The 18,877-nt window shown below is 66.0% G+C and carries 17 protein-coding genes; 13 read left to right on the top strand and 4 right to left on the bottom strand.

Translation table 11 applies throughout. The features are described from left to right. Positions 1–99 precede the first annotated feature (99 nt). Positions 100–1,998, top strand: coding sequence for a TRAP transporter large permease (locus tag B6S44_RS21200; RefSeq protein WP_129158826.1), 1,899 nt, complete (start codon positions 100–102; stop codon positions 1,996–1,998). 292 nt (positions 1,999–2,290) lie between these two features. Next, the gene (locus B6S44_RS21195) at positions 2,291–3,304 is read left to right on the top strand and encodes a TRAP transporter substrate-binding protein (protein ID WP_129158825.1); all 1,014 of its coding nucleotides are present in this window, start codon (positions 2,291–2,293) and stop codon (positions 3,302–3,304) included. A 159-nt stretch (positions 3,305–3,463) separates the two neighbouring features. Here the strand turns inward: B6S44_RS21195 and B6S44_RS21190 are convergent, their stop codons facing one another. Continuing rightward, positions 3,464–4,639, bottom strand: coding sequence for a hypothetical protein (locus B6S44_RS21190; RefSeq protein ID WP_129158824.1), 1,176 nt, complete (start codon positions 4,637–4,639; stop codon positions 3,464–3,466). A 256-nt stretch (positions 4,640–4,895) separates the two neighbouring features. On the opposite strand from B6S44_RS21190, the gene B6S44_RS21185 reads away from it, so the two are divergent. The 5 genes from B6S44_RS21185 to B6S44_RS21165 all read left to right on the top strand — a co-directional run bounded on the left by B6S44_RS21185 (position 4,896) and on the right by B6S44_RS21165 (position 10,757). Further along, a complete protein-coding gene (locus tag B6S44_RS21185; protein ID WP_129158823.1) occupies positions 4,896–5,159 on the top strand; it encodes a hypothetical protein in 264 nt (87 codons plus the stop codon). 139 nt (positions 5,160–5,298) lie between these two features. Beyond that, positions 5,299–6,486, top strand: coding sequence for an acyl-CoA dehydrogenase family protein (locus B6S44_RS21180; RefSeq protein ID WP_248309676.1), 1,188 nt, complete (start codon positions 5,299–5,301; stop codon positions 6,484–6,486). Between the two features lie 144 nt (positions 6,487–6,630). Further along, on the top strand, positions 6,631–7,251 hold the full coding sequence (locus B6S44_RS30105) for a TetR/AcrR family transcriptional regulator (RefSeq protein WP_164985901.1): 621 nt from the start codon (positions 6,631–6,633) through the stop codon (positions 7,249–7,251). Positions 7,252–7,431: 180 nt separating this feature from the next. Then, complete coding sequence (locus B6S44_RS21170; protein WP_164985900.1) at positions 7,432–9,645, top strand: putative bifunctional diguanylate cyclase/phosphodiesterase; 2,214 nt, start codon at positions 7,432–7,434, stop codon at positions 9,643–9,645. 71 nt (positions 9,646–9,716) lie between these two features. Beyond that, positions 9,717–10,757: a histone deacetylase family protein gene (locus tag B6S44_RS21165; protein ID WP_129158820.1), complete on the top strand. Its 1,041-nt coding sequence runs from the start codon at positions 9,717–9,719 to the stop codon at positions 10,755–10,757. Between the two features lie 182 nt (positions 10,758–10,939). Here B6S44_RS21165 and msrA read toward each other — a convergent pair whose 3' ends face one another. Next, entirely contained in the window at positions 10,940–11,446 is a 507-nt protein-coding gene (msrA, locus tag B6S44_RS21160; RefSeq protein WP_129158819.1) for a peptide-methionine (S)-S-oxide reductase MsrA, read from the bottom strand. A gap of 110 nt (positions 11,447–11,556) precedes the next feature. Then, a complete protein-coding gene (locus tag B6S44_RS21155; RefSeq protein ID WP_129158818.1) occupies positions 11,557–13,113 on the bottom strand; it encodes an acetolactate synthase large subunit in 1,557 nt (518 codons plus the stop codon). A gap of 409 nt (positions 13,114–13,522) precedes the next feature. Between B6S44_RS21155 and B6S44_RS21150 the strand changes: the two genes are divergently transcribed. Genes B6S44_RS21150 through B6S44_RS21135 form a run of 4 tightly spaced genes read left to right on the top strand, consistent with a single transcriptional unit; the run spans position 13,523 to position 16,543 of the window. Further along, positions 13,523–14,476 (top strand): ABC transporter substrate-binding protein, encoded by a 954-nt coding sequence (locus B6S44_RS21150; protein WP_129158895.1) that lies wholly within the window; start codon positions 13,523–13,525, stop codon positions 14,474–14,476. Next, entirely contained in the window at positions 14,473–14,985 is a 513-nt protein-coding gene (locus B6S44_RS21145) for a mismatch-specific DNA-glycosylase (RefSeq protein WP_206735200.1), read from the top strand. Before B6S44_RS21150 ends, B6S44_RS21145 begins: the two co-directional genes overlap by 4 nt. 2 nt (positions 14,986–14,987) lie before the next feature. Beyond that, positions 14,988–15,761 (top strand): ABC transporter permease, encoded by a 774-nt coding sequence (locus B6S44_RS21140; protein WP_129158817.1) that lies wholly within the window; start codon positions 14,988–14,990, stop codon positions 15,759–15,761. Next, positions 15,758–16,543, top strand: coding sequence for an ABC transporter ATP-binding protein (locus B6S44_RS21135; protein WP_129158816.1), 786 nt, complete (start codon positions 15,758–15,760; stop codon positions 16,541–16,543). The genes B6S44_RS21140 and B6S44_RS21135 overlap by 4 nt, the downstream gene beginning before the upstream one ends. A gap of 9 nt (positions 16,544–16,552) precedes the next feature. On the opposite strand, the gene B6S44_RS21130 is transcribed toward B6S44_RS21135, so the two are convergent. Beyond that, complete coding sequence (locus tag B6S44_RS21130; protein ID WP_129158815.1) at positions 16,553–16,864, bottom strand: hypothetical protein; 312 nt, start codon at positions 16,862–16,864, stop codon at positions 16,553–16,555. Between the two features lie 234 nt (positions 16,865–17,098). Between B6S44_RS21130 and B6S44_RS21125 the strand changes: the two genes are divergently transcribed. Together B6S44_RS21125 and B6S44_RS21120 are read left to right on the top strand one after the other, a co-directional pair. Continuing rightward, positions 17,099–17,851, top strand: coding sequence for a FadR/GntR family transcriptional regulator (locus B6S44_RS21125; protein WP_129158814.1), 753 nt, complete (start codon positions 17,099–17,101; stop codon positions 17,849–17,851). Positions 17,852–17,894: 43 nt separating this feature from the next. Further along, the gene (locus B6S44_RS21120; RefSeq protein ID WP_129158813.1) at positions 17,895–18,866 is read left to right on the top strand and encodes a sialic acid TRAP transporter substrate-binding protein SiaP; all 972 of its coding nucleotides are present in this window, start codon (positions 17,895–17,897) and stop codon (positions 18,864–18,866) included. Positions 18,867–18,877: the final 11 nt, after the last annotated feature.

Genomic DNA, 18,877 nt, shown 5'->3' with positions numbered 1-18,877 from the left:
GTGTATGTTCCAGGCGGAACGAGCGAGCTAAATCGCCATAATGTGGACCCTTGCGATCGGCGATGCCGACGCGATGGGCGGATGGGAGGAGCGGCCCTTATGGCCGAAACACGCACGAGCGCAGCCGCCGGCGCGCATGCCAGCGATGGTGTCGCCGCGGTCCTGGAGAGCCTCGACCATACCCCGAAGCGTGTCGGCTCGGCGCTGGTGCGTCCGCTCGAGGTGATCGCCGCGACCCTGCTCGTCGCCATCGTCACATTGCTGCTCGCCGGCGTGACCTCGCGCTATGTCCTGTCGATCCCGGTGGTCTGGATCGACGAGGCCGCCTCGATCTGCTTCCTCTGGCTCGCCATGCTCGGCGCCGCCATCGCGATCGACCGCAACGAGCACCTGCGCCTGACACTCTTCGTCGGCATGCTGCCGGAGCGCCTGCGCGGCCTTGCCCATGCCTTCGGCCTGCTCGCGGTCGCGACCTTCCTGGCGGTGATGACCTGGCCGGCGATCGACTATGTCATCGAGGAATCCTACGTCACCTCGGCGGCGCTCAACATACCCTCGAGCTACCGCGTCTCGGCCATCGCCTTCGGCATCATCGCCATGCTGGCGCTGGTGCTGACCTATGCGGTCAAGACCTGCACGCTGCGTGATCTCCTGATCTCGGCCGCGGTGATCGGCGTCGTCGCGGCCGCCTTCTTCCTGCTCACGCCGGTGTTCAAGACGCTGGGCTACGTCAACATCGTCATATTTCTGCTCGGCGTCGTCGCTCTCTGCCTCGTCGCCGGCGTGCCGATCGCCTTCTGCTTCGGGCTGGGGGCGCTCTGCTTCCTCTCCTTCAGCACCAGCGTGCCGATCTTCGTGATGATCGGGCGCATGGACGAGGGCATGTCGAGCCTGATCCTGCTCTCGGTGCCGATCTTCGTGCTGCTCGGCTGCGTGCTCGATGCCACCGGTATGGGCAAGGCGATCGTCGATTTCTTGGCCTCGATGCTCGGCCATGTCCGCGCCGGCATGTCCTATGTGCTGCTCGGCTCGCTCTTCCTGGTTTCGGGCATCTCCGGCTCCAAGGTCTCCGACATGGCGACGGTGGCGCCGGCACTGTTCCCGGAGATGAAGCGGCGCGGCTACCAGCCCAAGGAACTGATCGCGCTGCTCTCAACTGGCGCCGCCATGGCTGAGACCGTGCCGCCCTCGATCGTGCTGATCGTGCTCGGCTCGGTCGCCGGTGTCTCGATCGCCGGGCTCTTCACCAACGGCCTCGTGGTCGCGACCGTGCTGCTGCTCGTGCTCGCCATATTGGCGCGCTGGAAGGCGCGGGGCGAGATGCTGAAGGGCGTGCGCCGCGCGCCTTTCGCGACGATCTGGAAGACGGCGCTGGTCGCGGCGCCGGCCCTCGTCCTGCCCTTCCTGATCCGCAGCGCCGTCGGCGGCGGCGTCGCCACCGCGACCGAGGTCTCGACCATCGCCGTGCTCTACGCGCTGATCGTCGGCATCGTCCTCTATGGCGGCATCAGCTGGCGCACCTTCTACGGCATGCTGGTCGAGACCGCGGCGCTTTCGGGCGCCATCCTGCTGATCCTCGGCACCGCCTCGGCCATGGCCTGGGCGCTGACCCAGACCGGCTTCGCCCGCGATCTTGCGACCGCGATGTCGCATCTGCCCGGCGGCTGGATCAGCTTCATGGCGGTGACGATCGTTGTCTTCATGATCCTCGGCTGCGTGCTCGAGGGCCTGCCGGCGATCGTCCTGATGGCGCCCTTGATGTTCCCGATCGCCAAGAGCCTCGGCATCAACGACATCCACTATTCGATGGTGGTCGTCACCGCGATGAACATCGGCCTGATGACGCCGCCGGTCGGCATCGGCTTCTACATCGCCTGCAAGATCGGCAATGTCGAACCGGACGAGGCGATGGGCGCGATCTGGCCCTATCTGCTCGCACTGCTCGCCGGCCTCGCCATCATCGCCTACGTCCCGTCCTTCTCGACGATGTTCCTGTGATGGGTGGGGCCGGTTCTTCGACCTCTCCCGCGAGCCCTCATCCTGAGGAGCGCCGCAGGCGCGTCTCGAAGGATGCTCCAGCCAGTTCCGGAGCCTCTTGGAGCATCCTTCGAGACGCCACTTCGCGGCTCCTCAGGATGAGGGCTGAGTTGGGACATGCCGGTTTGGCATGGCCGCCCACCATCGCGATCAGTTGTCCACGCGGTATGTGCCGCGCAGCATGAGCAAAACGCCTTGGCGCGTCCGAGCGAGGCCGCGCTGACCAATGAAGAACCTTCAGGGAGGAAAGACCATGTCGATCTCACGCCGCACGATCCTGCAGGGCGCCACCGCCGCCGCCACCATCGGGACCTTCCAGGTCGCCCGCGCCCAGACGCCGGAATTCACCTACAAATACGCCAACAACCTGCCGCTGGCGCATCCGTTGAACGTGCGCGCCGCCGAGGCGATGGAGAAGATCAAGGCCGAGACCAATGGCCGGGTCGTCATCCAGATCTTCCCGAACAACCAGCTCGGCTCCGACACCGACATGCTGAACCAGGTCCGCTCCGGCGGCGTCGAGTTCTTCACGTTGTCGCCGCTGATCCTGTCGACGCTCGTGCCGAACGCTTCGGTCAGCGGCATCGGCTTTGCCTTCCCGGACTATGACTCCGTCTGGAAGGCGATGGATGGCGAACTCGGGACTTATGTCCGCGGCCAGATCGCCAAGGCGAACCTGCATGTCCTCGACAAGATCTGGGACAACGGCTTCCGCCAGATGACCTCATCCAAGGGCCCGATCACCAGCCCGGCCGATCTCAAGGGCTTCAAGATCCGCGTGCCGGTCTCGCCGCTCTGGACCTCGATGTTCAAGGCCTTCGACTCGGCCCCGGCCAGCATCAACTTCGCCGAGGTCTATACGGCGCTGCAGACCAAGATCGTCGACGGACAGGAGAACCCGCTCGCGATCATCGCGACGGCGAAGCTGTTCGAGGTGCAGAAATACCTCTCGCTCACCAACCATATGTGGGACGGCTTCTGGTTCCTGGCCAATCGCCGCGCCTGGGACCGGCTGCCGCAGGACCTGCGGACCATCGTCGCCAAGAACATCGACGCCGCCGCCCTGCTCGAGCGGGCCGACGTCGCCAAGCTCAATGCCGGCCTGCAGGCCGAGCTGACCTCGAAGGGCATGGTCATCAACCCGACCAAGGCCGATGAATTCCGGGCCGCGCTGCAGAAGGCCGGCTTCTACGGCGAGTGGAAGGGCAAGTACGGCGACGAGGCCTGGGCGATCCTGGAGAAGGCGGTCGGCGGCAAGCTGGCTTGAGCGGGTAGCTTCTCCCTCTCCACCGTCATTCCGGCCGCAGCGAAGCGGAGTGCCGGAATCCATCGTAGAGCTCAGCGCCCTTCGATGGATTCCGGAGCTGCGCTGCTCCGCAGCTTGTCCGGAATGACGGTGCTCAAGCGACGGCGGGCGGCGGAAAAATCAACCACCCTTCTTCACCGCCTTGCCCGGCTCGCTGAAGTCGAGCTGCTTCTGAAGTCCGAGCTGGACCACGAAGGCCGGCACCGCTTCCAGCCCGGTATCCTTGGTCTTGCGCCAGGCGGCCGAGGCGGTTGCGGTCATGCCGTTGCCGAGGCCGCGCGCATAGTCGATGCCGATGCTGGCGGTCCGCGTCGTCGAGTCGAGCCCGAGATAATCCTCCAGCTTCTGCCTGACGGTGAGCGAGAGCGCGTTGGTGTCGTTGAAGCGCGCGGTGAGCTTGCCCTCGTGCAGCGTCACGAGATTGATCACGGCGAAGGGCAGGGTGGTGTCCTCGACGGTGCGGCCCGATGACAGGTCGAGCGTCAGCCACTCATAGGGAACGCGGAGCTTCGCTGTATAGAGCAGCTTCTTCTCGTTCTCGAACTCCTTGTCCGGGAAGATGATCTGCAGCGGTGAGAGCGAGGCCTCGAAGCTCGCTCCCTTGAGTGCGGTCGAGACGAACAGGTTGGGCTGCAGCCGGTAGTTGTCTCGGCGCAGGCCGAGATAGTCGGTGCCGTTGGTGAAGCGGGTGCGTGACGCCATGAACGAGACGCCGATCTCGGTCTCACCCTGGCGCCAGGCGATGCCCGGCGTGATGCCGAGCGTGGCGAGGTTCTCGTCCTGGGGCAGGAAATCGCCACTGGCGAAGACGTTGCGCTCGTTGAGCGCAGCGAGCCGCGCCTCGGCATTGGCAAAAAGCCTGATGGAGCCGAGGCTGAGATTGAGCCGCTCGCGCCAGGTCAGGCTGCTGCGGCGGCGCGACCAGGTCTGCTCGTTCTCGATCGCCAGCGAGGATTGCAGGGTAAGCCTCTCGCCGACCCCGGTGGCGTGCTTCAGCGTCAGCGTATGCAGCCGGCTGGCGGCGAGCTGGCGTGGATCGTACTGGGTGTCGACCAGCAGGAGGTCGAGCCCGTAGCCGTCCTGCGCCGTGCCGCGCAGATAGTTCCAGCTCGCAAAGCCGGTCAGCGTCGGGCTGCCCTTCTCGCCCTTGCTGTTGGTCGGGCTGGAGTCGAAGCCGCCGCGCAATCCGACCACGGCCGTCGAGGCTAGGGTCTCCTCCGCTTTCTCTCCGGCCGTAGCCGGCAGGGTGCAGAGCAAGGCGCAGCAAAGCACGAATACCGTACGGACAGGACGCATGACATCACCCCTCTCAGACAAAGATAGGTAATCATGCCTAACGGCCAGTTAATACTATCAAGATGTGGTTCGTAGTTCCAAGAATAGATTTGGCGTAATACATTTTAGCCGAGATAATATTGGCTTCTGTATTCGGGCGCTCCCCGGTTAAGGCTAGCAAGTATGGTTAACAATGCGTTCAGATTGCAGTCAAAGTAAAACACAACCATAACGTGTATATCGCTTCGACACCCGGAGCGAGAGCAGGGAGAGAAAGATGAAGTACGCAATTGTTCTTGCCTCGATCGCTGCCTTTTCCGTCACCCCCGCCTTCGCAGGAAGCAAGGGTGGCCGTGGTGGCGGCCTTCTCGGCGGTGTCTTCGCCTCGGTGGCGTCCGTCACGACTGCCGTCTCGAACGTCAAGGTGCTCAACAACGTCTCGGTGCTGAGCGGCAATGGCATCCTGAACGGCAACCGGGTCAGCGTCGGCCGCGGCGGTATCGGCATCGGCAATGGTGGGCACGGCTGCGGCTGCAACTGAGCCCCGAGGAGAGCCAGGCCGGTCGATGACACCGGTCCGGAGGAAGAGAGGAGCGAGCGCCGCTCCTCTCTTCTTCGCGGCATTCGAGAGTTGTCTACCTGCCGACCGGTAGGGTAAGCTATCGCGGAGACATGGGAGCATGCTGGCGGCGATGGACAATTTCGATGCGGCTGGCGGCGGGACACTCCGTTCGCCCTATTTCAGCGAGGAACACGAGGCGCTGCGCGACCAGTTGCGCCGCTTCGTCGCGAGCGAGGTCAAGCCGCACGGGCTCGCCTGGGAAGAGGCCGGCATGGTGCCGCGCGAGGTGCTGCGCCGCATGGGCGAGCTCGGCTTTCTCGGCATCCGCTACCCGGCCGAATATGGCGGCTCCGAGCTCGATACGCTCGCCACCGTGGTGCTGGCCGAGGAGCTCGGCCGCTCGACCTTCTCGGGCTTTGCCATCACCGCCCTCGTCCACACCGACATGGCCTCGGTCCATGTCTTCAATGCCGGCAGCAAGGAGCAGCGCGACCGCTGGCTGCCCGACATCATCGCCGGCAAGGTGATCTGCGCCATCGCCGTCACCGAACCCGATGCCGGCTCCGACGTGAAAGGCATCCGTACCACCGCCCGGCGCGACGGCGACTCCTATGTACTGAACGGCGCTAAGATGTTCATCACCAACGGCGTCCACGCCGATCTCTACTGCGTCGCCGCCAAGACCGATCCGTCGGCGAAGCCTTCGCAGGCGGTGTCGATGTTCCTGGTCGAGAAGGGCACGCCGGGCTTCCGCGTCGGCCGCGCCCTCGACAAGCATGGCTGGCGTTCCTCCGACACCGCCGAGCTGATCTTCGAGGATTGCCGGATTCCGGCCGAGAACCTGCTCGGTGGCGAGGGACGCGGCTTCTACGCGATCATGCGCAACTTCCAGAACGAGCGCACCGTGATCGGCGCCATGGCGATGGGCGAGGCGCAGGCCGCGCTCGAGCTGACGCTCGACTATGTCCGCACGCGCATGGCCTTCGGCGCGCCGCTCTGGGACAAGCAGGCGATCCGGCAGAAGCTCGCCATGCTCGCAGGCAAAGTCGAGGCCGGGCGTCAGCTCGTCCATCATGCTGCCTGGCTCGATGCCAGGGGCTTCGACGCGACGCGCGAGGTCTCGATGGTCAAGGCTTATTGCGGCGAGCTGGTCAACGAAGTCATGTATGCCTGCGTCCAGTTCCATGGCGGCATGGGCTTCATGCGCGAGAGCGCGATCGAGCGCATGGCCCGTGACGCCCGCGTCCAGGCAATCGGCGGCGGCGCCACCGAAGTCATGCTCGAAGAGGTGGCGAAGCGGTTGTGAGGACGTTTGCGGTGACGGAACTCCCCTTCGCCGTCATTCCGGCCGCAGCGAAGCGGAGTGCCGGAATCCATCATAGAGCTCTTGCGCCCTTCGATGGATTCCGGAGCTGCGCCGCTCGCGCGGCTTGTCCGGAATGACGGCGGCATGATGGATGCTGATGCGAAGACCGGAAGAGGGCGGTTAAAGGGCGGCGCACGCCGCCTGATCCTCGACCATGCGGCGCGTCTGCTGCGCAGCAATGGCTATCACCAGACGAGCCTGCGCGAGATCGCCGAAGCCGTCGGCATCCGCAAGGCCAGCCTCTATCATCATTTCGCCTCGAAGGAGGAGATCGTCGAGGCGGTCGTCAACGACGGGGTCCGCTTCGTCCACGAGGCCGTGGCGGCGGCGCTCGCCGCCGCCGGTGAAGCCGATCCGCGCCGCCGGCTCGCAGCGGCGATCGCGGCGCATCTGTCCGCGCTGCACGGCCATTCCGACTACACCTGCGCCAGCATCAAGGTCTTCAGCTTCGGCGAGAACCCGACGCCGGAAAGCGTCCGGCGTATCCGCCGCGACTATGAGGATGTCTGGCGCTTGCTGATCGAGGAGCTCGCCGGCACGGGCGCGCTGGCGGTCGGGGCAGCGCCGGAGCGGCTGCGCCTCTTCCTGCTCGGGGCGATGAACGGCTCGGTCGACTGGTACCGCGAGGGGCGCTTCGACATCGCCCAGCTTGCCGATGAGCTCGCGGCTCTGGTCGCGCCGGTCAAGGCTGGCGAAGCCAGCTAGCCAAGACTATTGGCCAAGACAGCTGGCCATTTCACCTTAACCTCGCTTTGACCAGCGCCGGGTGACGGTACGCGCATGACGCGCGACGGCCTGTTTCGATTCGGTGGTGAATTCCGCGATTCCCTCCGGGAAGTGGCGTTCCGCGATGCGCGCTTTGCCGAGATGCTCCGGCAGTGCCGCTTGATCTTCTTGATCTCGGCGATCCTCAACACGCTCTTTCTCGCCAGCGACTGGCGCTTCCACGGCACGCCGCATTTCTTCGTCGCCGTGCCGGCGCGCCTCGTGGTCGTCTTCGCCTCGCTGCTCTGCTTTGCGCTGGTGCGCCGGGCGACGCGCTTCTCGCAGGCGCAAGCCGTGCTGATCGGCTGGGAGGTCACGACCGCCCTCGCCGTCGCGCTGCTGGTGTCGTCGCGCAGTGATCTTGCGCTCTTCGTCGTGCTGATGCTGCCCTCGATCTTCTATCTGGTGGCGCCGACGGCCTTTCGCTGGAGCATGGTCCTGGGTGTCGGTTGCAGTGCTCTCATGCTCGCCGGCTATCTCGGCCGCGGGCCGATGCCCACGACCTTGCCGGGCCTGATCCTCGTCCTCGTGATGCTCAATTTCGCGCTTGGGCTGGTCGTCGTCCACGGCAACCGCCTGCGCCGGCTCGAATGGGCGGCGACACAGGCCGAGCGCCAGGCCAAGGACGAGCTCGTCGCCAGCCAGGCGATGATCGAGCGCATCTTCATGGCGGTGCCGATCCCGCTCATCGTCACCTCGCGTGACGAGGGCCGCTTCCTGCGCGGCAACGATGCCGCCAAGCGCTATTTCGGCGAGGAGGTCACGCAGGCACAGGTCCAGGATGTCCTGCTCGATGGCGGCAACCGGCGCATGATCGCCCGCTTGTTGCATGAGCAGGAGCAGATCAAAAGTCATGAGGCGAAGGTCCGCGACGGCAGCGGCGCCGTGCGCGACGTCCTGATCACCGCGACGACGCTGCCGATCGGCGAGGCGCCGGCGGTGGTCGCGGGGATCGTCGACATCACCGACCGCAAGGCGGCCGAGGCGCGGACGCGGCTGCAGGCGACGCACGATGCGCTGACCGGCTTGCCGAACCGGCTGCTCTTTGGCGAGCGGCTGCAGCGGGAGTTGGCGCGCATGGCGCGCAAGGGCGGCGCGGTCGGGCTCTTGCTGATCGACCTCGACGACTTCAAATCGGTCAACGACACGCTCGGCCACGATGCCGGTGACGCGCTGCTGATCAAGGCGGCGGCGCGGCTTGCCGCAGCGATCGGCCCGGAGGACTTCGTCGCCCGTCTCGGTGGCGACGAGTTCATCGTGCTGACCGCCGAGCGGCTGACGACGGTGCAGGCCCTGGCGAAGGGCGAGCGGCTGATCGAGGTGCTGCGCCAGCCCTGCGAACATGCCGGGCAGACGATCGCGACGCGTGCGAGCCTCGGCATTGCGTTCGCGCCCGAGCATGATCGGGACGCTGTCGAGCTGATGAAGGACGCCGATCTCGCGCTCTATCGGGCCAAGGCGAACGGCCGCAACATGGCGATCGTCTACGAGCCGTCGATGCGGGCCGCGATGGCGCGCCGGGTCGCCGTCTGCCAGGGGCTGGCCGGCGCGCTGAAGGAAGAGCGAATCCTGCCCTACTATCAGCCGCAGGTCGCGCTCGACACCGGCCGGATCGCCGGCTTCGAGGCGTTGGCGCGCTGGCGCCATGCCGAGCGCGGCATCATCCCGGCCGCGGCTTTCCAGGAAGGTTTCCAGGACGCCGAGATCGCCAACGGGATCAGCGATGCGATCATCGCCGCGGCGGTGAGCGATCTGCGGCGCTGGCTCGATGCCGGCCTCGATGTCGGCCATGTCCATGTCAACCTCGCGGCGAGCGTCTTCCGCGACCCGGCGCTGCCGGAGCGCCTCCTCGCGCAACTGGCGGCAGCCGGCGTGCCGGCCGATCGCTTCGGCGTCGAGGTCACCGAGACGGTGCTGCTCACCCGCAATGCCGACGAGGCCGAGCGCACGCTGAAGACCTTGCGCGCGGCGGGCCTGCGTGTCGCGCTCGACGATTTCGGCACCGGCTATGCCTCGCTGACCCATCTCAAGCGCTTCCCGGTCGACGCCCTCAAGATCGATCGCGGCTTCGTCAGCCATGTCGCCGAGGGGCAGGGCGATGCGGCGATCGTGCGGGCGCTGATCCGGCTCGCGGCCGATCTTCGTCTCGATGTCATCGCCGAGGGGGTCGAGACCGCCGAGCAGGAGGCCTTCCTGCGCGAGCATGGCTGCCGCTTCGCCCAGGGCTATCGTTACGCGAAACCCGCCCCAGCAAGCCTCGTGCCCCGGCTGCTGCAGCTGCCGGACCTGTTGCCGAAGAACGGCGCCATGCACGGGGATAGTGCCGCCGCCTGAGCCGGCGCACTGGTCGTGGAATGGTTTTCGTGGCGCTATGCGCGCTTCCTGATCAAAGCCACGAGCCTTGCATGCGCGCCTTCTACCATCCCGACCAGTCCAAGCATGATCCGCAGCAATATATGCGCTTCGGCCAGATCGTGGCGCCGAAGGACCTGCCGGAGCGGACCGAGCGGCTGCTCGGCGCGCTGGCCAAGCACGGCATCACGCCCGAGCGTCCGGCCGAGCACGGCACAGGCCCGATCCTGGCGGTTCATGACGAAGGCTTCGTCCGCTTCCTCGAGGGCTTGTGGGAGCGCTGGCTTGCTTTGCCCGAACGGGGACCGGAAGCCTGGCCCAACACCTTCCCCTATTGGAGCGGCCGCACCGACGAGGATGTGCGCCCGCCCTGCCGGCCGATCGGCATCGTCGGCCAGATGGGCTGGTATCTCGGCGATATGTCGGTGCCGGTCGGCGAGCATTGCTGGCTCTCGACCCTGCGCTCGGCCGAGACGGCGGTCTCGGGCGCTGACGCGATCCTCGCTGGCGAGCGCGCCGTCTATTCGCTCTGCCGCCCCTCGGGCCATCATGCCCGCGCCGACCGCGCCTCCGGCTTCTGCTACCTCAACAACACCGCGATCGCGGCGCAGCGCCTGCGCCGTAAATTCCGCAAGGTCGCGATCCTCGATGTCGACGCCCATCACGGCGACGGCACCCAGCAAATCTTCTATCGCCGCGACGACGTGCTGACGATCTCGGTCCATGCCGACCCGGTGAACTACTACCCCTTCTTTACCGGCTATGAGGACGAGCGCGGCAATGGTCCGGGCGAGGGCTACAATATCAACCTGCCACTCGCGCCCGGTGCCGGCGGCGCCGAGATGGAAGCGGCGGTCGATCGTGCCGGCCGCGCCATTCGCGAGTTCGGTGCCGAGGTCCTCGTCATCGCGCTCGGCTATGACGCGCACAAGGACGATCCGATCGGCGTGCTCAAGCTCGAAGCGTCGGATTTCGCCACGATCGGCGAGAGGGTGAAGGCGCTCGGCCTGCCGACCCTGGTGGTGCAGGAAGGCGGCTACGCCATCGAGGCGATCGGCGACTGCCTCGACGCGTTTTTGGGTGGGTTCAAGTAGCGCTTCTTCTCCCCTCGGGGGAGAAGGTCCCGGCAGGGGATGAGGGCGGTGTGACCGGGTGAAGAAAAAGGGCCGCGCGCGGCCCTTCCCTCATCCGTCAGCGCTGCGCGCTGCCACCTTCTCCCCCGAGGGGAGAAGGAAGAAGAGCGGACGCCAGCCCGCTCTTCCTTTGGCTCCAGCCGCTATTCGGCCGCCTCGCGCCCCGACAGCACCCAGTCCGGGCGGACCCAGTGGCAGGTATAGCCGGCCGGGTAGCGCTCCAGATAATCCTGGTGCTCCGGCTCCGCCTCCCAGAAATCGCCTTCGGGCTTCACTTCCGTGGTCACGCGGCCGGGCCAACGTCCCGACGCGTTCACCTCGGCTATGACCTCCTCGGCGGTCTTCTTCTGCGCCTCGTCGACATAGTAGATGCCCGAGCGATAGCTGGTGCCGAGGTCGTTGCCCTGGCGGTTCAGCGTCGTCGGGTCATGGATCTGGAAGAAGAACTCCACCAGCTGCCGGTAGCCGATCTTGCCGGGATCGAAGGTGATCTCGATGCCCTCGGCATGGGTCCCGTGATTGCGATAGGTCGCATTCTTCACGTCGCCGCCGGTGTAGCCGACCCGGGTCGTCTCGACACCGGGGAGCTTGCGGATCAGGTCCTGCATGCCCCAGAAGCAACCGCCTGCAAGTACAGCACGTTCCGTCATGTCAAACCTCCTTGATCCCGCCGAGATAAGCATCGAAACCTGAGTTCGCTATGTCGGCGCGTCAGGTTACAATCGGCAACACCTTCATCGAGAGCGCGCAGGCTCGCAGCTCAGATCACCGCCTCGATCAGGAACGGCCCCTTGCGACCGAGCGCGCCCTTGAACAGCCTGGTGAACTCCTCGGCCGTCGTCGCCCGTCCGGCCTCGACGCCCATGCCCTTCGCCATCGCGACCCAGTCCAGCGCCGGCTCGTCGAGATTGAGCATCAGCTTGGCGTTGCGGCCGAAATCATTGACGCCGACTGCGCGCATCTCGCCGTGCAGGATCGCATAGGTCCGGTTGGCGAAGATCACGGTGATGACATCGAGGTTCTCGCGCGCCTGCGTCCACAGGCCCTGTACCGTATACATGCCGGAGCCGTCGGCCTGCATGCCGATGACCTTGCGATCGGGGCAGGCGACCGCGGCGCCGACGCAGAGCGGGATGCCTTCGCCGATCGCGCCGCCGGTGAGCTGGATGTAGTCGTGCTGCGGCGCGCTGTGGCAGTCGTAATAGAAGCTGCGCCCCGACGAGACGGATTCGTCGCAGATGATCGCGTTCTCGGGCAGGAGCCGCGCGACGATGGTGCAGACCTTGTCGGCGTCGAGCGCGCCGGTTGGCAGCGCCTCGCCTTGGGGCTGCGGCGCGGCGATGAAGGCGGGCGGTGTCGCCTTGGCCGAGAGCGCGTCGGCCAGCGCCTCGATCGTGCCCGGCAGGTCATCACCGGGCACGGCCAACTGCTCGACGCGGCAGCCTTCGTGCACGAGCCGGCCTGGCTTGCCCGGATAGGCGAAGAAGCCGACCGGCATCTGGGCGCCGATCAGGACGAGCAGGTCGATGTCCTTGAGTTGCTGCAGCGCCATGTCGATGGGGTAGAACACCTTCGGGATGGCGACGCGGCCGGCACCGCGCTCGATCCGGCCATTCGACATCTGGGCGAAGATCTGGGCGCCGGTCGCCGCGCAAACGCGCGCCGCCATCGCCATCGGCCCCTCGCGCAGCGCCGAGCCGGTCAGCATGATCGCAGCGCGCGGCCCATGCTTGCGCAGCAGGCCAGCGACGTCGCGGATCAGCGCCGCATCGACCTCTCCCGGTGCCGACAGCGGCGTCGGCTTCAGCTCCGCCGCCTCGACGCTGCCCCAGGCGCAATCGGCCGGCAGGATCACGGTGGTGACGCCGGGCAAGGTGAGCGAGGCGGCATAGGCTTCGCCGATCGCCGGGCCGACATCCTCGGGCGAGGCGATGCGGCGCACGAACTGCGACATCGGTCGGGCCAGGCTCTCGATGTCGCTGGTCAGCGGCGCATCATGCTGCAGGTGATAGGTGGCGTGGTCGCCGACGACGTTGATCATCGGTGTCCAGGCGCGCCTGGCGTTGTGCATGTTGGCCAGCGCGTTGGCCATGCCGGGCCCGCAATGCAGCAGCGTCGCCGCCGGCTTGTCGGCCATGCGGGCATAGCCATCGGCCGCGCCGGTGACCACGCCCTCGAACAGGCCGAGCACGCAACGCATCTGCGGCTTGCGGTCGAGCGCTGCGACGAAGTGCATTTCGGAGGTGCCGGGATTGGCGAAGCAGACATCGACATCGTTGACCAGCAACGTGTCGCACAGGCGGTCGGCGCCATTCATCCGGAAGAACCTCTCGATAGCCAAAGGCGCTTTGCGCCGATGGTCCGAGGGGAGGGGATCGCTACTGCGGTGTCAAACAAGAGAATGTCATTGCTTTCCCAAGCGGCGGTGATCAGCGGTTCATTCGTCAGCTCCTATCGAGCCCTCATCCTGAGGAGCGATCCAAAGGATCGCGTCTCGAAGGACGCTCCAACTGGTTCGGGAGCCTCCTGGAGCATCCTTCGAGACGCCGCTCGCGCGGCTCCTCAGGATGAGGGCTTATGAGATGCCGCACTGCCTTGACGGATTTGCATATGCATTTAACCTGACTTGGAACGAAGCTTGCTTTATCGGGCACGATCGGGCTGCGATGGCCGGGGTGTTCCGCCGCAGGCAGAAACAAGAGGGGAGTGGGTTCGTCATGATAGGTATGAAGCGTATCGGGGTGGCCGCCGGGATCGGCCTTGCAACCCTCATGGCCGCGGCCGGCGCGCAGGCGCAGACCAAGGTCAATATCGGCATCTCCGGCTGGACCGGCTTTGCCCCGCTGGTGCTGGCCAAGGAGGCCGGCATCTTCGCCAGGAACGGCCTCGACGTCTCGATCAAGAAGATCCCGCAGAAGGATCGCCACCTCGCCATCGCGTCGGGTGACATCCAGTGCGCTGCGACCACGGTCGAGACCTGGATCGTCTGGGACGCCGCCGGCATCAAGACCAAGCAGATCTTCCAGCTCGACAAGAGCTATGGCGCCGACGGCATGGCCGTGCGCAGCGCGACCGGCTCGATCAAAGACCTGAAGGGCAAGACGGTCGCGGCTTCCGCCCCCGGCACCTCGCCCTATTTCGCCCTGGCCTGGATCCTCAAGGAGAACGGCATGTCGGTGAAGGACGTCAGCGTCGTCAACATGGAGCCCGGCCCGGCGGCGCAGGCCTTCATCGCCGGCCAGAACGACGCCGCTATGACCTATGAGCCCTATCTCTCGGCGGTGCGCGAGAAGCCGGATGCCGGCAAGATCATCGCCACCACGCTCGACTACCCGATGGTGATGGACACCTTCGGCTGCACGCCGAAATTCCTGGGCGAGAACGATGCGGCCGCCGCGGCGCTGACCAAGAGCTATTTCGAGGCGCTCGCCCTGATCAAGGCCGATCAGGCCAAGGCCTATGGCATCATGGGCGCCGATGTGAAGCAGACCGGCGAGCAGTTCGGCAAGTCGGCCGGCTACCTGCGCTGGTCGGACGCCGAGGGCAACAAGGCCTTCTTCGCCGGCGAGTGGCAGGCCTTCACCAACAAGGCGGCGGACCTGCTGCTCGAGATCGGCCTGATCAAGGCCAAGCCCGACATCACCACGCTGGTCGACACGAAGTACGTCGCCGGCAAGTGACTGATCACGTCCTGCCGGACGTGCTGGGGCCGGGCTTGCGCGTCGTCTTCTGCGGCACGCAGGCCGGTTCCGTCTCGGCCCGGCGGGGCGCCTATTATGCCGGCCCGGGCAACAGGTTCTGGCCGACATTGTTCGAGACCGGTCTGATCCCGCTGCAACTCGGTCCGGCCGATTTCCGCGAGCTCCCGTGCTACGGCATCGGCTGCACCGATGTCGCGAAGCGAACCTTCGGACCGGATACGGCGCTGATACGGGATCACTTCGACGTCGCGGGCTTCCTCGGCAAGATGCGGGCGCAGCGGCCCGCAATCGTCGCCTTCAACGGCAAGCGCGCCGCCCAGGCTGTTCTGGCTGAGGCTGGTCGCGTACTAGCCTACGGCCTTCAGCCTGCAGCCATCGACGACATCCGCGTCGTCGTCCTGCCGTCCACATCCGGTGCCGCCTCGGGCTACTGGTCGATCGAACCCTGGCGTGAACTCGCCGCCCTCGCGAAGGAAGCGAGCCTCTGACGATGAAACCACTCCAGCCCGTCTCCGCCGGCGCCCGCGTCGGCTACGGCGTCGCCTTCTTCGCGCTCTTCGTCGTGGTCTGGTCGATCGCGACCTTTGGCGGCTATGTGCAGAAGCTCTTCCTTGCCGATCCCCTGACCATGGTCGCCGAGGGCTGGAATCTGCTCGTCAATCACGGCTTCCTGTTCGACATCGGCATGACGATCTGGCGGGTGCTGGGCGGCTTCGTCCTGGCCGTGGTCCTGGCGCTGCCGTTCGGCATCCTGATGGGCGCCTACAAGCCGGTCGAGGCTTTCCTCGAGCCCTTCGTCTCCTTCGCGCGCTATCTGCCGGCCTCAGCCTTCATCCCGCTGCTGATCCTCTGGGCCGGCATCGGCGAGACGCAGAAGCTGCTCGTCATCTTCATCGGCTCGTTCTTCCAGCTCGTGCTGATGATCGCGGTCGCGGTCGGCGGCATCAGGCGCGACCTGGTCGACGCCGCCTATACGCTGGGCGCGAGCGATCCTTCCGTGGTGCGCCGCGTGCTGCTGCCCAATGCCGCGCCGGAGATTGCCGAGATCTTCCGCCTCGTCCTCGGCTGGGCCTGGACCTATGTCATCGTCGCCGAGCTCATCGGCTCGTCCTCCGGCATCGGCCACATGATCACCGACAGCCAGGCGCTGCTGAACACCGGGCAGATCATCTTCGGCATCATCATCATCGGCCTGATCGGGCTGGTCTCGGATTTCCTCTTCAAGGCGGTCAACCAGCGCCTGTTTCCGTGGGCGCAGGCATGAGCAAGCTCCTGATCGACCAGGTCGGCAAGGTCTTCCCGGCGCGCGGCAAGGGCCAGCCGACGCGCGCGCTGATGCCGACCTCGCTCAGCGTCGCCGACAACGACTTCATCACCATCCTCGGCCCCTCGGGCTGCGGGAAGTCGACGCTTTTGCGCATCATCGGCGGGCTGGAGACGGCGAGCGAAGGCAAGATCCTGCTCGACGGCGCTCCCGTCACCGGGCCGGGCGCCGATCGCGGCTTCGTCTTCCAGAGCTACACGCTCTTCCCCTGGCTGAACGTGGCCCAGAACATCGCCTTCGGCCTGCGCGAGAAGGGCGTGCCGGAACGCGAACGGCTCGATATCGCCCGCAAATGGGCCGAGCGGGTCGGGCTCACCGGCTTCGTCGACCATTTCCCGAAGCAGCTCTCGGGCGGCATGCAGCAGCGCACCGCGATCGCGCGGGCGCTCGCCAATGATCCCAAGATTCTGCTGCTCGACGAGCCCTTCGGCGCGCTCGACAATCAGACCCGCGCCTTGATGCAGGAGATGCTGCTCGGCATCTGGGAGCGCGAGCAGAAGACCGTGCTCTTCGTCACCCACGACATCGAGGAGGCGATCTTCGTCGGCTCGCGCGTCGTGGTGATGAGCGCGAGGCCCGGCCGGATCAAGGCCGACATCCAAGTCGAGCTGCCGCATCCCAGGCCCTACACGATCAAGACCTCGCCCGAGTTCGTCGCCCTGAAGGAGCGGCTGGTCGAGGAGATCCGCGTCGAGGCCGTGCTGGCGGCCGAGGGGCACTGATCCTGGAGCTTAGTGCGCTTCCGGCAGGTTGAGATGCTGCTCGACCCGGCGCAGCCGCGCTTCGAGCTCGCTGATCAGCACGCCGTGGCCGATGACCGAGGTGTGGTATTCCACCACAGCTCGGCGAAGCCCGACGATCTGGCCGCCCAATTCCTTGTGCAGGGTGAGCACATCTGAGGCGACATCGGCCCTGAGCGAGCTGAAATCCGACTGGAGCTCGCGGATGTCGTCCTTGCTCGCGACGGTCCCCTCGAGGCGAGCCATGTCGGCACGCATCTCGCGCAGCAGCTGCAGGATCACGCTTTCAGGTTCGGTGCTCATATGGATCCGGTCAGTTTTCGTCACACCCCATCAAAATTGTAGCTTGTGCGCATGGCGCGGCAATGTCCGCGGCGTGCGCCATGTTTCTCGGTCTGATCGTTCTCGTCAAATTGGGCAACGCCAATCGGTTGACACCAGACCGGTATGGTGGTTTTTGTCGATGAAATTGGCCTGACCACATGGCCAAATCGATGCCGCACATTCGGGTGGCGCAGGGAAGGGTCCAGGGAGCCGATGCCGCTCGCAGTCGTCGAGTCGCCGCGTCTTTATCGGCAGATCGCCGATCAATTGCGCCATCTCATCGACCAGCATGAATTTCCGGTCGGCAGCCGCCTGCCGCCCGAACGCGAGCTCGCGGAGAAGCTCGGCGTCTCCCGCCCCTCGGTACGCGAGGCCCTGATCGCGCTCGAGGTCGAGGGGCGCGTGCGCATCCGCATGGGCTCGGGCGTCTATGTCGTCGATCCCGCGCAGGCTGCGGCGCAGCTCGCCGGAGCCGGCTTTCCCATGGAGGGGCCGTTCGAGGTGCTCGCCGCGCGCAGGCTGATCGAGGGCGCGGTCGCGGCTGAAGCTGCAGCGCAGGCGACGCCCGCGCAATTGGCCGGTCTCGCCGGCATCCTCGACCAGATGGAGCAGCCCGGTTTGCCGGCCGAGCGGCTGATTGCGCTCGACCGCGCCTTCCATGTCGAGATCGCCGCGATGCTCGGCAACACCGTTCTGGTGCGCTGCGTCGGCGAGCTCTTCGACCAGCGTATGAGCCCGTATTTCCGCCAGCTCGCGCAGTATTTCGAGAACGAGCAGTCGTGGCGCACGGCTGCCGCCGAGCATCGCGCGATCCATGCCGCACTCGCCGCTGGCGACCACGAGGCGGCGCGCGCGGCGATGTACGCCCATCTCCAGGCTTCGCAGGAGCGCTTTTCGCAGAGCTTCGGCGAGACCGACTTCAAGCGGGCAGGCGAGCGTCAGCGCCGGCCGCGGCCGATCAAATGACGCAAGACCAGATCACACCCGTGACCTTCAGGGAGGACAGACGATGAAACTGCACCACGCCCTCGCCGCGCTCGCCGCCGGCGCTCTTTTCGCCGTTGCACCGGCGCAGGCCCAGACCAAGCTGAAATGGGCCCATGTCTACGAGACCTCCGAACCCTTCCACACCGAGTCGGTCTGGGCCGCCGAGGAGATCAAGAAGCGCTCCAACGGCAAATACGAGATCACGGTCTATCCGGCCTCGCAGCTCGGCAAGGAGACCGACATCAACCAGGGCCTGACGCTGGGGACGGTCGACATGATCATCTCCGGCTCGAGCTTCGCGGCCCGCGCCTATCCGCCGATCGGCGTGACCTATTATCCCTTCATCTTCCGCGGCCCCGACCATTTGCTCGCCTATGTGAAGAGCGACGTCTTCAAGGAGATGGCCAAGGGCTATGAGGAGAAGAGCGGCCACCAGATCCTGGCCGTGACTTATTACGGCACGCGCCACACCACTTCGAACAAGCCGATCAAGGCCTGCGCCGACATGAAGGGCCTGAAGATCCGCGTGCCCGACGTGCCGGCCTATCTCGCCATGCCGCGCGCCTGCGGCGCCAACACCACGCCGATCGCCTTCGCCGAGGTCTATCTCGCGCTGCAGAACGGCACCGTCGAGGCGCAGGAGAACCCGCTCAACACCATCGACGCCAAGAAGTTCTACGAGGTCCAGAAGCACATCGTGCTCACCGGCCACATCGTCGACCACCTCAACACGGTCGTCTCGAAGCAGCTCTGGGCCAAGCTCTCGGCCGAGGACCGCAAGCTCTTCACCGACGTCGCCCAGGAGGCGGCGACGCGCGCCACCAAGAAGATCCAGGACGATGAGGTGAAGCTCGTCCAGGTCTTCAAGGACAAGGGGCTCTCGGTCACCGAGATCGACAAGGCCGACTTCCTCGCCGCCGTGGAGAAGAACGTGAACTTCGAGCAGTACGGCTATCGCAAGGCCGACTGGGAGAGGATCCAGGCGATCAAGTGAGCTGATCCGTC

The sequence above is a fragment of the Allobosea sp. Tri-44 genome, from assembly GCF_004123845.1.
Classification (GTDB): domain Bacteria; phylum Pseudomonadota; class Alphaproteobacteria; order Rhizobiales; family Beijerinckiaceae; genus Allobosea.
This window is presented reverse-complemented; position numbering and strand designations above follow the sequence as displayed.

Excerpts from the sequence above, each read along its gene's own strand:
- B6S44_RS21125 (WP_129158814.1), top strand. The coding sequence starts at position 17,099 with ATGCCGCTCGCAGTCGTCGAGTCGCCGCGTCTTTATCGGCAGATCGCC.
- B6S44_RS21150 (WP_129158895.1), top strand. The coding sequence starts at position 13,523 with ATGAAGCGTATCGGGGTGGCCGCCGGGATCGGCCTTGCAACCCTCATG.
- B6S44_RS21140 (WP_129158817.1), top strand. The coding sequence starts at position 14,988 with ATGAAACCACTCCAGCCCGTCTCCGCCGGCGCCCGCGTCGGCTACGGC.
- B6S44_RS21180 (WP_248309676.1), top strand. The coding sequence starts at position 5,299 with ATGCTGGCGGCGATGGACAATTTCGATGCGGCTGGCGGCGGGACACTC.
- B6S44_RS21130 (WP_129158815.1), bottom strand. The coding sequence starts at position 16,864 with ATGAGCACCGAACCTGAAAGCGTGATCCTGCAGCTGCTGCGCGAGATG.
- B6S44_RS21200 (WP_129158826.1), top strand. The coding sequence starts at position 100 with ATGGCCGAAACACGCACGAGCGCAGCCGCCGGCGCGCATGCCAGCGAT.
- B6S44_RS21185 (WP_129158823.1), top strand. The coding sequence starts at position 4,896 with ATGAAGTACGCAATTGTTCTTGCCTCGATCGCTGCCTTTTCCGTCACC.
- msrA (WP_129158819.1), bottom strand. The coding sequence starts at position 11,446 with ATGACGGAACGTGCTGTACTTGCAGGCGGTTGCTTCTGGGGCATGCAG.
- B6S44_RS30105 (WP_164985901.1), top strand. The coding sequence starts at position 6,631 with ATGATGGATGCTGATGCGAAGACCGGAAGAGGGCGGTTAAAGGGCGGC.
- B6S44_RS21155 (WP_129158818.1), bottom strand. The coding sequence starts at position 13,113 with ATGAATGGCGCCGACCGCCTGTGCGACACGTTGCTGGTCAACGATGTC.
- B6S44_RS21190 (WP_129158824.1), bottom strand. The coding sequence starts at position 4,639 with ATGCGTCCTGTCCGTACGGTATTCGTGCTTTGCTGCGCCTTGCTCTGC.
- B6S44_RS21120 (WP_129158813.1), top strand. The coding sequence starts at position 17,895 with ATGAAACTGCACCACGCCCTCGCCGCGCTCGCCGCCGGCGCTCTTTTC.
- B6S44_RS21195 (WP_129158825.1), top strand. The coding sequence starts at position 2,291 with ATGTCGATCTCACGCCGCACGATCCTGCAGGGCGCCACCGCCGCCGCC.
- B6S44_RS21165 (WP_129158820.1), top strand. The coding sequence starts at position 9,717 with ATGCGCGCCTTCTACCATCCCGACCAGTCCAAGCATGATCCGCAGCAA.
- B6S44_RS21135 (WP_129158816.1), top strand. The coding sequence starts at position 15,758 with ATGAGCAAGCTCCTGATCGACCAGGTCGGCAAGGTCTTCCCGGCGCGC.